The 13,833-nt window shown below is 48.2% G+C and carries 11 protein-coding genes; 8 read left to right on the top strand and 3 right to left on the bottom strand.

The window, feature by feature from the left end; genetic code table 11:
- Positions 1-5: 5 nt before the first annotated feature.
- On the bottom strand, positions 6-1,391 hold the full coding sequence (silC, locus tag ACOI6Z_RS25665; protein ID WP_023316435.1) for a Cu(+)/Ag(+) efflux RND transporter outer membrane channel SilC: 1,386 nt from the start codon (positions 1,389-1,391) through the stop codon (positions 6-8).
- Positions 1,392-1,580: 189 nt separating this feature from the next.
- Here silC and silR point away from each other — a divergent pair, with 189 nt between their 5' ends.
- From silR to ACOI6Z_RS25645, 4 genes are all read left to right on the top strand, one after another.
- Positions 1,581-2,261: a copper/silver response regulator transcription factor SilR gene (gene silR, locus ACOI6Z_RS25660; RefSeq protein WP_000697969.1), complete on the top strand. Its 681-nt coding sequence runs from the start codon at positions 1,581-1,583 to the stop codon at positions 2,259-2,261.
- Entirely contained in the window at positions 2,254-3,729 is a 1,476-nt protein-coding gene (gene silS / locus ACOI6Z_RS25655) for a copper/silver sensor histidine kinase SilS (protein WP_023316436.1), read from the top strand. Before silR ends, silS begins: the two co-directional genes overlap by 8 nt.
- A 250-nt stretch (positions 3,730-3,979) precedes the next feature.
- Positions 3,980-4,411 carry a silver-binding protein SilE gene (silE, locus tag ACOI6Z_RS25650; RefSeq protein ID WP_000790483.1) on the top strand — a complete coding sequence of 144 codons (432 nt, stop codon included), beginning with the start codon at positions 3,980-3,982 and terminating at the stop codon, positions 4,409-4,411.
- Positions 4,412-4,554: 143 nt separating this feature from the next.
- Positions 4,555-4,905, top strand: a complete 351-nt coding sequence (locus ACOI6Z_RS25645; protein WP_038992679.1) for a DUF305 domain-containing protein — start codon at positions 4,555-4,557, stop codon at positions 4,903-4,905.
- 408 nt (positions 4,906-5,313) lie between these two features.
- On the opposite strand, the gene ACOI6Z_RS25640 is transcribed toward ACOI6Z_RS25645, so the two are convergent.
- Positions 5,314-6,222 (bottom strand): HNH endonuclease, encoded by a 909-nt coding sequence (locus ACOI6Z_RS25640; protein ID WP_004098969.1) that lies wholly within the window; start codon positions 6,220-6,222, stop codon positions 5,314-5,316.
- A 407-nt stretch (positions 6,223-6,629) separates the two neighbouring features.
- Here ACOI6Z_RS25640 and ACOI6Z_RS25635 point away from each other — a divergent pair, with 407 nt between their 5' ends.
- Both ACOI6Z_RS25635 and ACOI6Z_RS25630 read left to right on the top strand, forming a co-directional pair.
- Positions 6,630-7,598 (top strand): IS5 family transposase, encoded by a 969-nt coding sequence (locus tag ACOI6Z_RS25635; protein WP_077264187.1) that lies wholly within the window; start codon positions 6,630-6,632, stop codon positions 7,596-7,598.
- Between the two features lie 720 nt (positions 7,599-8,318).
- Positions 8,319-9,059 carry a tyrosine-type recombinase/integrase gene (locus ACOI6Z_RS25630; RefSeq protein ID WP_001515717.1) on the top strand — a complete coding sequence of 247 codons (741 nt, stop codon included), beginning with the start codon at positions 8,319-8,321 and terminating at the stop codon, positions 9,057-9,059.
- Between the two features lie 717 nt (positions 9,060-9,776).
- On the opposite strand, the gene ACOI6Z_RS25625 is transcribed toward ACOI6Z_RS25630, so the two are convergent.
- Positions 9,777-10,787, bottom strand: coding sequence for a replication initiation protein (locus tag ACOI6Z_RS25625; protein ID WP_038992771.1), 1,011 nt, complete (start codon positions 10,785-10,787; stop codon positions 9,777-9,779).
- Between the two features lie 750 nt (positions 10,788-11,537).
- On the opposite strand from ACOI6Z_RS25625, the gene sopA reads away from it, so the two are divergent.
- Positions 11,538-12,704, top strand: coding sequence for a plasmid-partitioning protein SopA (sopA, locus tag ACOI6Z_RS25620; RefSeq protein ID WP_000523812.1), 1,167 nt, complete (start codon positions 11,538-11,540; stop codon positions 12,702-12,704).
- Positions 12,704-13,675 carry a ParB/RepB/Spo0J family plasmid partition protein gene (locus ACOI6Z_RS25615; RefSeq protein WP_004206785.1) on the top strand — a complete coding sequence of 324 codons (972 nt, stop codon included), beginning with the start codon at positions 12,704-12,706 and terminating at the stop codon, positions 13,673-13,675. Before sopA ends, ACOI6Z_RS25615 begins: the two co-directional genes overlap by 1 nt.
- Positions 13,676-13,833: the final 158 nt, after the last annotated feature.

Below are 13,833 nucleotides of genomic sequence, written 5' to 3'. Positions count from 1 at the left end.
TAAATTTACTCTACCCAACCGCCACCCAGCGCGGTAAACAGATTAATTTCGTTAACCTGTCGGGAATAGGTAAGATCGAGAATGGTTTGCTGCGTAGCGAAGAGGGAACGTTCTGCATCCAGCACTTCGATGTAACTGACAGCACCACTTGCATATAATCCTCTGGCACGCTGGAGAGTTATCTGAAGTGAATCAAGATAACGCTGCTGTGACTCAAGTTGCTGGCTAAGGCTGTCGCGCAGCGCAAGCGTGTCGGAAACATCCTTAAAGGCTGACTGAATTTTTTGTTCGTAATTAACCACCGATTGTTGCTGGCGAATTTCAGCCAGCTTCAGATTGGCTTTATTCCTGCCAGCATTAAAAATAGGAATTTCAATTTTAGGGATAAAATTCCACATTCCACTTCCTGACGTAAACAGGCTTGACAGCTCCGTACTGCTTGCGGAAAGACCACTGGTCAGGGTAATGGAGGGGAAAAAGGCCGCTCGCGCTGCGCCAATATTGGCATCAGCCGCTTTCAGCTGATATTCCGCTTCCATAATATCCGGTCGCTGCAGCAAAATTTGTGACGACAGATTTGGTGGCAATTTTACTGGTGCGATCTCCCCGCCTTTCATCCCTTTTTCTGACGGAAGTGCGCGGTACGTTCCCAGCACCAGTTGCAGGGCATTGTTTGCCTGAGCCAGATCGCCTTCTCGTTTGGCTATTTCGGCGCGGGTACTTTCGATTTGTCCTCTCGCCTGTTCAAGTGCCAGAACGTTCGTACTCCCGGTCACGAGCTGTTGCTCAACGAAAGCATAGGACTGTTCATAATTTTTCAGCGTTTCCCGCGCAATACGGAGTTGTTCGTACGCCAGTTGCTGGCTGAAATAGCTCTGTGAAACGCTGGAGACCAGCAGGATGTGTACGGCCCGACGGGCTTCTTCGCTGGCAAAGTAGTTCTGGCGGTCAGCATCACTCATGTTCTTAAGTTTGCCGAAAAAATCGAGCTCATAGCTGAGCTCCAGACCCGCGTCGTACTCCTGTGTGGTCGGCTTGTCACCTTTCAGACCACCGTTGTATGTGATCCCGGATGAGGCATTCAGCTGGGGATAACGATCTGCATCCGTGACGTTGAACTGGGCCCGGGCCTCTTCAACCTTCAGGGCAGCCATTCTCAAATCACGGTTATTAGTCAGGGCTTCACCGATCAGCCTGCTGACCTGGGGATCGACAAAAAAGTTTCGCCAGCCCGTATCCTGATAGCTGTTTACCGCAGGCGTCAGACTGTTTTTAGACAATGAAAACTGCTGGGGAACCGGAGCTGGCGGACGCTGATATTCAGGTGCCAGAGAAACACAACCAGCCAGGATGAATATGGTACTGATGCTGAGTAATTTTAATTTGAACATAACGCTTCTCGTACAGGCAGACCTGGTAAATGGTTCAAACGAAATCCAGAGTATTGATAGGGATACTTTACCGAACGCTCTCTGTTTGCCGGGTGACAGGATAATGACAATGTTGTCATTTTTGCTGTAATCCGTTGATAACGATCGTGGGCGCAATAAAATGACATTAGCAGCCAGCCGGGGAGCAAGATGAAAATATTGATCGTCGAAGACGAAATTAAAACAGGTGAATATCTCAGCAAAGGGCTTACAGAGGCAGGGTTCGTAGTGGATCACGCTGATAATGGTCTTACCGGATATCATCTCGCCATGACAGCCGAGTATGATTTAGTCATTCTGGATATCATGCTACCTGATGTGAACGGCTGGGATATCATCCGCATGCTGCGCACTGCCGGAAAGGGTATGCCGGTCTTACTGCTGACAGCCCTCGGCACGATCGAACACAGGGTCAAAGGACTGGAACTGGGTGCGGACGATTATCTGGTTAAACCCTTTGCGTTTGCCGAACTGCTCGCCCGGGTGAGAACCCTTCTGAGGCGGGGAAACACGATGATCACGGAAAGCCAGTTTAAGGTGGCTGACCTCTCGATTGATCTCGTATCCAGAAAAGTCAGTCGCGCCGGAAACCGCATTGTGCTCACCAGTAAAGAGTTCAGCCTGCTGGAATTCTTCATTCGCCATCAGGGAGAGGTTCTTCCCCGCTCCCTGATTGCCTCTCAGGTCTGGGACATGAATTTTGACAGCGACACTAATGCGATCGATGTCGCAGTAAAGCGACTCCGCGCTAAAATAGACAACGATTACGGGACAAAGCTGATCCAGACAGTCCGGGGCGTGGGCTACATGCTGGAGGTCCCGGATGCATAGCAAACCTTCCAGACGCCCTTTCTCACTCGCTCTGCGGCTGACCTTTTTTATCAGCCTGTCCACGATACTGGCTTTTATCGCCTTCACCTGGTTTATGCTGCATTCTGTTGAAAATCATTTTGCCGAGCAGGATGTCAGCGATCTTCAACAAATCAGCACCACACTGAACCGTATACTGCAGTCCCCGGTGGATCCGGATGATAAAAAAATAAGCAAAATAAAGGAATCAATTGCCAGCTACCGCAACGTTGCCCTTTTGCTCTTCAATCCCAGGGGTGAAGTGCTCTTTAGCTCAGCTCAGGGGGCGGCACTACGCCCGGCAGTGAATTCAGCAGATTTTAGCGAGCACAGCCGCGCACGGGATGTCTTTCTCTGGACGGTGGAGGATCCTGCGGGACCGATGGATACCGGGTCCGAAATGAAGATGGAAACATACAGGATTATCGCCTCCTCTGGTCAGGCGATATTTCAGGGCAAACAGCAGAACTATGTCATGCTGACTGGCCTATCCATTAATTTCCATCTCCATTACCTCGATGCGCTGAAAAAGAACCTGATTGCGATTGCCGTCGTGATAAGCCTGTTGATTGTTCTGATCATTCGAATCGCTGTCCGTCAGGGGCACCTGCCCCTTCGTAATGTCAGCAATGCCATTAAAAACATCACCTCCGAGAATCTTGATGCGCGACTGGAACCGACACGCGTTCCCATTGAGCTGGAGCAACTGGTTATCTCGTTCAATCATATGATTGGAAAGATTGAGGATGTCTTTACCCGCCAGGCCAATTTCTCTGCCGATATCGCGCATGAGATCAGAACGCCCATCACCAATCTGGTGACGCAGACTGAAATCGCACTGAGTCAGGATCGAACACAGAGGGAACTTGAGGATGTCCTCTATTCCAGTCTTGAAGAGTATAACCGGATGACCAAAATGGTCAGCGATATGCTGTTCCTGGCACAGGCAGATAATAATCAGCTGATACCTGACAGGGTCATGTTTGACCTCAGAGCGGAAGTCATGAAAGTCTTCGAGTTTTTCGAAGCCTGGGCCGAAGAACGCAATATCACGCTCAAATTTAACGGGATGCCCTGCCTGGTTGAGGGAGATCCACAAATGTTCAGAAGGGCGATCAATAATCTGTTATCCAATGCCCTGCGTTATACCCCGGAGGGACAGGCAATCACCGTCTCAATAAGAGAGCAGGAGAGCTTTTTTGACCTTGTGATTGAAAATCCGGGGAAACCGATCCCTGAAGAACATTTATCAAGGCTGTTTGACCGTTTTTATCGGGTGGATCCATCCAGACAACGAAAAGGAGAAGGCAGCGGCATCGGCCTTGCGATTGTGAAGTCAATCGTGGAAGCACATCACGGAAGAGTGCAGGTGGAATCAGACGTACGCTCCACGCGTTTTATCTTATCCGTGCCCAGACTGGAGAAAATGATCCCGGAAACCCAATGCTGAAAATAAAGATGTAAATGACAAAGATGTCATTAGCCTGTCATGCAGCAAACAGAAGCCATTCGATATAATTAGTGCAACTTATCAGGAAGGCTGGATTGCTTCATCAATACCCGGCGTCAGAGTACGCCAGGAAATGAATATCCAGCCCTCTTCCGGAGAAATAAACGCTGCCGAACTTGTTTCAGTTATGGAACTGAAAACACCGGTTGTACTTCCCCGGACATCACTAATTCAGAAATGGAGAGTTATCATGAAAAATATCGTATTAGCATCTTTGCTGGGCTTTGGTTTAATTTCATCGGCCTGGGCCACTGAAACCGTGAATATCCATGATCGCGTCAACAATGCACAGGCTCCTGCTCACCAGATGCAGTCTGCTGCGGCTCCTGTCGGGATCCAGGGGACTGCTCCTCGTATGACCGGTATGGACCAGCATGAACAGGCCATTATTGCTCATGAGACCATGACGAACGGCTCGGCGGATGCGCACCAGAAAATGGTGGAAAGTCATCAGAAGATGATGGGAAATAACACGGTATCCACGACCGTCCCGTCAACGTCTTACGCGGCGATGAATGAGCATGAAAGAGCAGCGGTTGCCCATGAATTCATGAATAACGGGCAATCCGGCCCACATCAGGCCATGGCCGAAGCGCACCGCCGCATGATCAATGCAGGCTGAATGCGACGGTAGTATCCGTGCTGTTACCTTTTCCCTGATAGATTTTCCTGAAACAACGTTGCTACATTTTTGCCCCCCGTCAGGGGGCTTTTTTGTCTGACTCAGCTACACTTAACCGGTACCTGTCTGAAAGGAATTATTATATGAAAATCAAAAACACCCTTTTTGTAATATTAATGTTATCCCTGCCAGCCATTTCTGCTGAACATTCGGAAATGAAAATGTCAGATATGCACTCATCGGCATCATCACAGGAATATATGGCTGGCATGAAAAATATGCATGAAAAAATGATGGCCGCCGTTAATGAATCCAATCCCGATAAGGCCTTTGCAAAAGGTATGATCGCACACCATGAAGGGGCAATCGCAATGGCTGAGACCGAGCTCAAATACGGAAAAGATCCCGAAATGAGAAAGCTTGCGCAGGACATCATTAAAGCTCAAAAAGGTGAAATTGAGCAGATGAATAAATGGCTTGACAGACATAAATAATGAACACTGGAGTGTTGTCTTGCGCACCCTCTTAGGGTACCCCCGGACACGAAAATATATAGCACTTAACTAATTAAAAACCCGAATAATTTCGGGTTTTTAATGTAACATTTCGGGTTTTAAATGTAACTTTCTTTTCTGAACGGAAATAATAGTCATACAATTTAATTTTCTTGTAATTACTCCTACTTTTAATCAGGTACTGGACGATGGATAACGACTCCCGCCTGAGAGGGAAAATCCGTCTGGTTACCTGGCGCTATACTTAACCGATTGATCGACATGCCATGCTGGTTAAATATTAAAATCCTCCCCCATAAATCTGAACCACATGACAGGATTGATAGTCAGGCAGTATTTCACATTCATTGCTAAAAAAATAAAAATAAGCATGCATCTTCTCGAAGATTAATTATCTTCCATCTTGTAAAAAAGAATCAAATCCTCTAATAATATCTCGATTCCCGCTTTTTTTAATACATCTTTCCGCTCGGCATATATTTTCCTCAACATATCTTCAAACCCCTTGCCAAGATGAATTTGTTTATGGCAGTTGCAACATAGTGATATGATATTCTCTTCCACATCCAGTGAATTCTCAAAATAGTCTTGCTTTGACATCGGGACAATGTGATGAGGTTCTGTGTAATTTAGAGGAGAGTTTCGCCTTCTGAACGTTGGATGGTCGCAATTAATTTCACATTTATAATCAGCTTTGTTAAGCGCATTTTTTGAAACAGATTTACTTCTTGGGTATGAGAGTCCATTTTTGACTTCTATTGCAGCTTTCTTAGGTTTCGCTTTTTCGCTATACTCAAATGTCTGAGTAACGTCAAAGTGATTACTTTCTTCTAGAGCAGTGATCAAATCATTATCTGAGTAAAAATCAATGCTTGAGCTTTCGTTCGTACTAAAAAAATCTAGTTCTTTTATTGCCTGAACAAGTTCTTCACGGATAGTCCATAAATTTCGCTTTGGGTTTCCTTTAATTTCTCTACTTTTCATGACTGTAATGAATTTTGTCCCGGAAGCAATCTTTCCGACTCCTTTAACCTCGAATCGGCCAAGCTGCTTCTGAACTCTTCCACCCAACCCATTGATTACACCATTAGCACTCATACTGTGCAGGTCGTACTTCTTGCCGATATCGAAACATGTACAGGAATGGTCTGGCTCAATGAACCATTTTTTTAACGCTGCAATACTTTTGTCATCAAAAACTTTTTTATCCCTTAATAAAATCTTCCATTCTTCAACGCTAATATCTATATCACAGACGTATTCACCATCAATTACTTCACATATTTTTTCAATCATGTCCATAACTCTCTTGTAACACAGGCTTTGTAATAATGTAAAATCCGTTACACGGCGTTGTATGTAATGTCATTGTCTCTTGGACTCCTACAGTCCAAAACAACTTTGTGTTTTGTTGTCCAAAAACTTTTTGTTGCCGTGAGTTCTCACTGAGATAAATCTCGCCTTGAGCGTATCACATCAGCAGACTTCCTCTCAACCTTATGGACTTAACCCGGTCATTCTTCACGACAAAGAAAGTACGGCATTTTACATGACGAAGAGACGGTCTCAGCTTCACATGACCGGATAACGTTTTTAATGTACTTCATTATTACGGCACGGGTGTTCAACGAGTATTTTTAAATATTAATCATTTTGTTTAACGGGTGGATAGGCTTTGTTGAATAAATCGAACTTTTGCTGAGTTGAAGGATCAGATCACGTATCTTCCCGACAACGCAGACCGTTCCGTGGCAAAGCAAAAGTTCAAAATCACCAACTGGCCCACCTACAATAAAGCCCTCATCAACCGTGGCTCCATAACTTTCTGGCTGGATGATGAAGCTATTCAGGCCTGGTATGAGTCAGCAACACCTTCTTCACGAGGCAGACCTCAGCGCTATTCTGACCTTGCCATCACGACTGTGCTGGTCATTAAACGCGTGTTCAGGTTGACCCTGCGGGCTGCACAGGGTTTTATTGATTCCATTTTTACACTGATGAATGTTCCGTTGCGCTGCCCGGATTACACCAGTGTCAGCAAGCGCGCAAAGTCGGTTAATGTCAGTTTCAAAACGTTCACCCGGGGTGAAATCGCGCATCTGGTGATTGATTCCACCGGGCTGAAGGTCTTCGGTGAAGGCGAGTGGAAAGTCAAAAAGCATGGCCAGGAACGCCGCCGTATCTGGCGTAAGCTGCATCTCGCCGTTGACAGTAAAACACATGAAATCATCTGCCCTGACCTGTCGCTGAACAATGTGACGGACTCAGAAGCCTTCCCGGGTCTTATCCGGCAAACCCACCGGAAAATCAGGTCAGCCGCCGCCGATGGCGCTTACGATACCCGGCTATGTCACGATGAACTGCGGCGTAAGAAAATCAGCGCGCTTATCCCTCCCCGAAAAGGTGCGGGTTACTGGCCCGGTGAATATGCAGACCGTAACCGTGCAGTGGCTAATCAGCGAATGACCGGGAGTAATGCGCGGTGGAAATGGACAACAGATTACAACCGTCGCTCGATAGCGGAAACGGCGATGTACCGGGTAAAACAGCTGTTCGGGGGTTCACTGACGCTGCGTGACTACGATAGTCAGGTTGCGGAGGCTATGGCCCTGGTACGAGCGCTGAACAAAATGACGAAAGCAGGTATGCCTGAAAGCGTGCGTATTACCTGAAAACACAACCCGCTACGGGGGAGACTTACCCGAAATCTGATTTATTCAACAAAGCCGACCTGCTGGTGAAAACTGTTAAACTCACACCGGAAGCCAACCAGGATCTTGAGGATATCTGGTATTACGGGTACCACCATTTCGATGAGGAGCGGGCCGAAAGATATATTAATTTGCTCTCCGGTATTTTTTGTTTTTGAGTGACCATAATATCGCTCCCCTTTCCTGAACTGGAGAATACATATTGGCACTACCCGTTGAACGGTATATGCTTTATTTTCTGCATACTAATACTGAAATTTTTATTATCCGTATATTAAGTCAGCATCAGGATGCAGGCCGTCATCTTAACTGACACTAGTCAGTGACTACATTGCGCTGCGTGAAAACTGACAGGGTTACAGGGGTGTACCAGGTCAGAATTCACGTAGCGCATCCTCCCCTTCTCTGCTTCCTTCCTTTTTTGGTTCGATCCTGTTTTCCTGGCATTACCCCAATTCTCCCAAAAACCGTAAAACAGCCATCAACCCGCGTCATGACTGGCTTCATGGAGGATCTGAGCAGAAAAAGGATCCTTTACGTATTTGGTTTTACCCGCAATAATGCGGGATAAGACAACAAAAGGATCCGCGCGCTGCGATTTATTGTCATGGCAGGATCGGCCCGTCAGGTGCAAAATACCTGTATCCATAAACAGTGCGTGCGCTACGTGAAAAATAACTCATGAACAGCATCATTCCCCTGCAGAATTCACCAGAACGCGTCTCCCTGCTGCCGATCGCCCCGGGCGTTGATTTTGCGACCGCGGTGGCACTCCGGCGGATGGCCACCTCAACAGGTGCCACGCCGGCTTACCTCCTGGCGCCGGAAGTGAGCGCCCTCCTCTGGTATATGCCTGACCAGCGTCACCACATGTTGTTCGCCACCATGTGGAATACCGGGATCCGTATCGGTGAAGCCCGGACGCTCACCCCGGAATCGTTCGACCTGGATGGTCTGCGCCCGTTTGTTAGGGTGCTGTCGGAGAAAGTGCGCGCGCGGCGCGGGCGGCCACCAAAAGATGAAGTGCGACTGGTGCCGCTGACGGATGCCAGTTTTGTGCGTCAGATGGAAAGCTGGATGGTCACCACCCGCCCCCGCCGGCGTGAGCCGTTATGGCCGGTCACGGATGAGACAATGCGCAACTGGCTGAAACAGGCGGTGAAGCGGGCTGAAGCTGACGGCGTGCATTTTTCGATCCCCGTGACGCCGCATACTTTCCGTCACAGCTATATTATGCACATGCTTTATCACCGGCAGCCCAGGAAGGTCATCCAGGCACTGGCCGGGCATAAGGATCCGCGCTCGATGGAAGTCTATACCCGGGTATTTGCGCTGGACATGGCTGCCACCCTGGCCGTTCCCTTTACCGGTGACGGTCGCGATGCCGCGGAGATCCTTCGCTCCCTGCCCCCGGCCGGCTGAGATTGGCACGCCTGGCATGACGTCCTGTATTCCGCTAATACGGAATACAGGAGCAGAGCGCATTCAGCCCCCTCCCTGCTCCAGCACACCAGTCCATCATGCTGATGACTGAACCGCCGTGGTCTTACCCGGTGACCTGCAATCCTGCAGGCATCAACATACCGCAGACAAGACAGGGCACAATGCAGGCATTCTGGCCGTGCATCCCACGGTGCGTTATTTCCTGAAAGCTCAGCGAATCATCCCGTTAACTGCGACAGTCATTGACCATCTGTGGCCCACATTTTTCTGCCATCCGGCTCCCGTTTCCTGATCGCATTTAGCAGCGTGAAGCTGGCGCCGGGTTATACAAACAGCTGCAGTCTCATCCTGCCGGGCTAAATCTGCAGTACACAGGGGAACGGATACCATCAGGTAACATGACCGTCTCAGCATCCGATTGAGATCTTCGTAAGGGGTATAGAGCTTTACTGAAAAATTGACTGTGGCATGTTATCACCCATGAAATAGTGAACAGACCAGGGAATACCCCCGTTAAACCCGCATGCCGTAGTCAATATCTGCGTATCAAGACCCGAAATCACATATTACAGTCAATATTGTTCGATCCGGGCAGACATGATAGAGAATAAATATTGACTGCGGTATGCGTGATGCATATCACAGTCAATGGAATGTCCTTAGCGGCATACGGCAGTCATGATATGCATATCGCAGTCAATTTTCTGGCTTCATCGCTGAGAGGGCTTCAGCCAGTTTAAGAGGATCGATGCCCGCAGCCTTCAGCGCCTTAATGACTTCGTCATAATTTTGCTCTGGCGCCTTCTCTTCTTCCTCATTGCGCGGAACCTTCACAGGGCCACTGATGAGTTTGGGGTTGCGATAATGCACGCTGAAATAGGTGGCTCGGCCACGTTTAAACTCGGTGTAATCCAGATAACCAATATCCCGCAGCTGCTCCATCGCCTTACGCACCGTGTGGTTCTGCGTATAGACATTTGAGGTGAGATTCAGCCGGTCACGCATCCGTTTCATGGAAATAGGTGCAGGATTCGGGGGAAGACTTTCGATGTAGGTATAAAGCGCCTGGGCTGATTCCTTGCGCTGCAGGGCGTCAATGGCTTTCAGCCGCAGCAGTACCCTTCTGTCCATGTGGTAAAGCTCAAACAGCTTAGGTTCAGCCTTGATCTCAACGATATCCTCGTTGATGTCATAATAGGCTGACTGCACCAGATGTGTGGTCCATCCTTTGGTCTCGCTCTGGAACTTCAGCGTAACCGAGGCGAGTTTAAACAGGGAATTACTGATGCGATCGCGCATTTTTTTGTTTGAACGACGGGAGTCAAATCCGCACATCTTAACGAATTCGACGAACGACAGTTCCAGGGTGTCACTTTTTACCCCATACTCCGACATGGAGCGAATTATCCCCAGCCAGACTTTAAAATCCGTGTCCATATCAAGACGCGAACCGGTGATCTTAACGTCAGTGTATCCTTCGCTTTTGGCAATGGACAGCTGTACAAGCTCCTCAGTCGCGTCTGTAACGTTTTTCCGGTTCGCCTTGCTCTTCCCTGTTGATTTCAGAGTTGGGACGAAGAGACCGAGTCTCATGAGCGCTACTGGCTGCACGGTACTGGTGCTGTTGACATCCAGCTTAACAACTTCACCGGTTGTCTTATCAACCTCCTGAAGGTTCAGAAGTAAGCTGTTATTTTCGCTCGTCATCTTGATCCTCAACGGTTATCCACAAAAGGATGTAGTAATACGTATCGCAGTCAACGGATATACATACCTCAGTAAATACCGTTGCATATCACAGTATTAGATTATGCATATAACAGTCAACATTTTACATTCCACAGTCGATCCAGACAGACGTTAAAGCCAGTTACAGCGCATGCTGGAGCGATCCGGGGATCTCTTTTGGATCTCATTATGATCTCCTTGGGATCAATTATTGGATCGAGACCATGAATAACCCAGATACAAGCCCGGAAGCGCCACGCCAGATATCCAGAACCCTGGCCTTATTTTCCTGAATACGCTCTGGAAGATTGAGATCTACAAGTACAACAATGAAACATTGACTGCGGTATGCTGAGTCGTCTTTCCTCTTCCTCGACACAGATGCGGTAAGCATCATACCATAGTCAATATATTACATACCGCAGTCAATTTCATTATAACTGGCTGATCCCGAGCCATCTTTAGCAACCCGACGTACGTGCAATCTGTGAATTCTGTGATTTTCCGCTTCCTCGCCGCTTTCTCACTGTGTGAGATCGCTTACTGCGGCGAGCGGCAGTGATTAATATTGACTGCGGTATGTACTCTTTTGTAATCCCCTGCGTTCTTTCATTACCCAATGTGGTTCACTTTGCACTTTTTCGTGCACTTTGCGATTTTATTGTTGCTTTGCAATAAATTCCAAGATTTAATAAAATAATGCAAAGTGATGATTAAAGGATGTTCAGTATGGGACTCATGGATACACTCAACCAGTGCATAAGTGCTGGTCATGAAATGACGAAAGCAATCGCCATTGCACAGTTTAATGATGACAGTCCGGAAGCCCGGAAAATAACCCGGCGCTGGAGGATTGGTGAAGCGGCAGATTTAGTTGGCGTGTCATCTCAGGCTATCAGGGATGCCGAGAAAGCTGGCCGGCTGCCGCACCCTGATATGGAAACCCGTGGGAGAGTTGAGCAACGCGTTGGTTATACCATCGAACAAATCAATCACATGCGGGATGTATTTGGTACACGACTGCGCCGTGCTGAAGATGCGTTTCCGCCGGTGATTGGCGTTGCAGCTCACAAAGGTGGTGTTTACAAAACCTCAGTATCCGTTCACCTGGCTCAGGATCTTGCTCTGAAAGGACTCCGTGTTCTGCTTGTTGAAGGCAATGACCCACAGGGAACTGCTTCTATGTATCACGGATGGGTGCCCGATCTTCATATTCATGCTGAGGACACTCTCCTGCCCTTTTATCTTGGGGAAAAGGATGACGCCAGCTACGCTATAAAGCCCACCTGCTGGCCTGGCCTTGATATCATCCCGTCCTGTCTGGCACTGCACCGCATTGAAACCGAGCTGATGGGGAAATTTGACGAAGGCAAATTACCTGCTGACCCGCACCTGATGCTCCGTCTGGCCATTGAAACTGTCGCTCATGATTATGACGTGATAGTTATCGACAGCGCACCCAACCTTGGTATCGGTACGATAAATGTTGTATGCGCTGCTGATGTTCTGATTGTCCCTACTCCGGCAGAGCTGTTCGACTACACCTCCGCACTGCAGTTTTTCGATATGCTTCGTGACCTGCTTAAGAACGTGGATCTTAAAGGCTTCGAGCCAGATGTCCGTATTCTGCTTACCAAATACAGTAATAATAATGGCTCGCAGTCCCCGTGGATGGAAGAACAAATTCGGGATGCCTGGGGAAGCATGGTCCTTAAAAATGTTGTGCGCGAAACGGATGAAGTCGGCAAAGGTCAGATCCGTATGAGAACCGTTTTTGAACAGGCTATTGATCAACGTTCTTCAACCGGTGCCTGGCGTAATGCCCTCTCTATCTGGGAGCCTGTTTGCAATGAGATTTTTGATCGTCTGATTAAACCACGCTGGGAGATTAGATAATGAAGCGTGCTCCTGTCATTCCAAGACATACCACACATACTCAATCGACTGAAGATACTTCATCACCGGCGCCGGCCGCGCCGATGGTGGATTCATTAATTGCGCGCGTGGGTGCTATGGCCCGCGGTAATGCAATCTCTCTTCCGGTAAGTGGGCGGGAAGTAAAATTTACCCTTGAGGTGCTCCGGGGAGACTCTGTTGAGAGCGCTTCACGCGTATGGTCAGGCAATGAGCGCGATCAGGAACTACTTACCGAAGATGCTCTGGATGATCTCATTCCTTCATTTTTACTGACCGGTCAGCAGACTCCAGCTTTCGGCCGCCGGGTTTCTGATGTCATAGAAATTGCAGACGGCAGCCGTCGCCGTAAAGCCGCAATCCTGACGGAAAGTGATTATCGCGTTCTGGTTGGTGAACTGGACGATGAGCAGATGGCTGCATTGTCCCGACTGGGTAACGATTATCGGCCGACGAGTGCTTATGAACGTGGCCTGCGTTATACAAGCCGGCTGCAGAATGAGTTTGCAGGAAATATTTCTGCGCTTGCCGATGCGGAAAACATTTCTCGTAAGATCATTACCCGCTGTATTAATACGGCCAAACTGCCTAAATCCGTTGTTGCCCTGTTTGCACATCCTGGAGAACTGTCTGCCCGGTCAGGTGAAGCCCTTCAGAAGGCTTTTGCAGATAAAGAAGAATTACTGAAGCAGCAGGCTGAGACTCTCCACGATCAGAAGAAAGCGGGACTAATCTTTGAAGCTGAAGAGGTCATTAGTCTTTTAACATCCGTACTGAAACAATCTCCCGCATCAAGAGTTAATCTGAGCTCACGTCATCAGTTTGCTCCAGGGGCAACAGCATTGTATAAGGGCGATAAAATGGTGCTTAACCTGGATAAGTCCCGCATTCCTGCGGAGTGTATAGAGAAAATAGAAGCCATTCTTAAGGAGCTTGAGAAACCAGGAGTCTGATGCGGACACGCATTATTCTACGGTGATCTCCCTTTACTTCATTTCCTTTCTCACAGGCCAGAAAACATAACTGGCCTGAATATTCTCTCTGGGACCACGGTCCCACCTGCGTCATCTGTCAGCTTATCTGCCTTGGACCACGGTCCCACCTGCATCGC

It is taken from the genome of Klebsiella sp. C239 (genome assembly GCF_048822715.1).
In the GTDB taxonomy this organism is placed as follows: domain Bacteria; phylum Pseudomonadota; class Gammaproteobacteria; order Enterobacterales; family Enterobacteriaceae; genus Klebsiella; species Klebsiella quasipneumoniae.
The sequence above is the reverse complement of the archived record's forward strand: the minus strand, read 5'-3'. Positions and strand labels throughout refer to the sequence as shown.

Excerpts from the sequence above, each read along its gene's own strand:
- ACOI6Z_RS25640 (WP_004098969.1), bottom strand. The coding sequence starts at position 6,222 with ATGATTGAAAAAATATGTGAAGTAATTGATGGTGAATACGTCTGTGAT.
- silR (WP_000697969.1), top strand. The coding sequence starts at position 1,581 with ATGAAAATATTGATCGTCGAAGACGAAATTAAAACAGGTGAATATCTC.
- silS (WP_023316436.1), top strand. The coding sequence starts at position 2,254 with ATGCATAGCAAACCTTCCAGACGCCCTTTCTCACTCGCTCTGCGGCTG.
- ACOI6Z_RS25630 (WP_001515717.1), top strand. The coding sequence starts at position 8,319 with ATGAACAGCATCATTCCCCTGCAGAATTCACCAGAACGCGTCTCCCTG.
- ACOI6Z_RS25645 (WP_038992679.1), top strand. The coding sequence starts at position 4,555 with ATGAAAATCAAAAACACCCTTTTTGTAATATTAATGTTATCCCTGCCA.
- ACOI6Z_RS25615 (WP_004206785.1), top strand. The coding sequence starts at position 12,704 with ATGAAGCGTGCTCCTGTCATTCCAAGACATACCACACATACTCAATCG.
- silE (WP_000790483.1), top strand. The coding sequence starts at position 3,980 with ATGAAAAATATCGTATTAGCATCTTTGCTGGGCTTTGGTTTAATTTCA.
- sopA (WP_000523812.1), top strand. The coding sequence starts at position 11,538 with ATGGGACTCATGGATACACTCAACCAGTGCATAAGTGCTGGTCATGAA.
- silC (WP_023316435.1), bottom strand. The coding sequence starts at position 1,391 with ATGTTCAAATTAAAATTACTCAGCATCAGTACCATATTCATCCTGGCT.
- ACOI6Z_RS25625 (WP_038992771.1), bottom strand. The coding sequence starts at position 10,787 with ATGACGAGCGAAAATAACAGCTTACTTCTGAACCTTCAGGAGGTTGAT.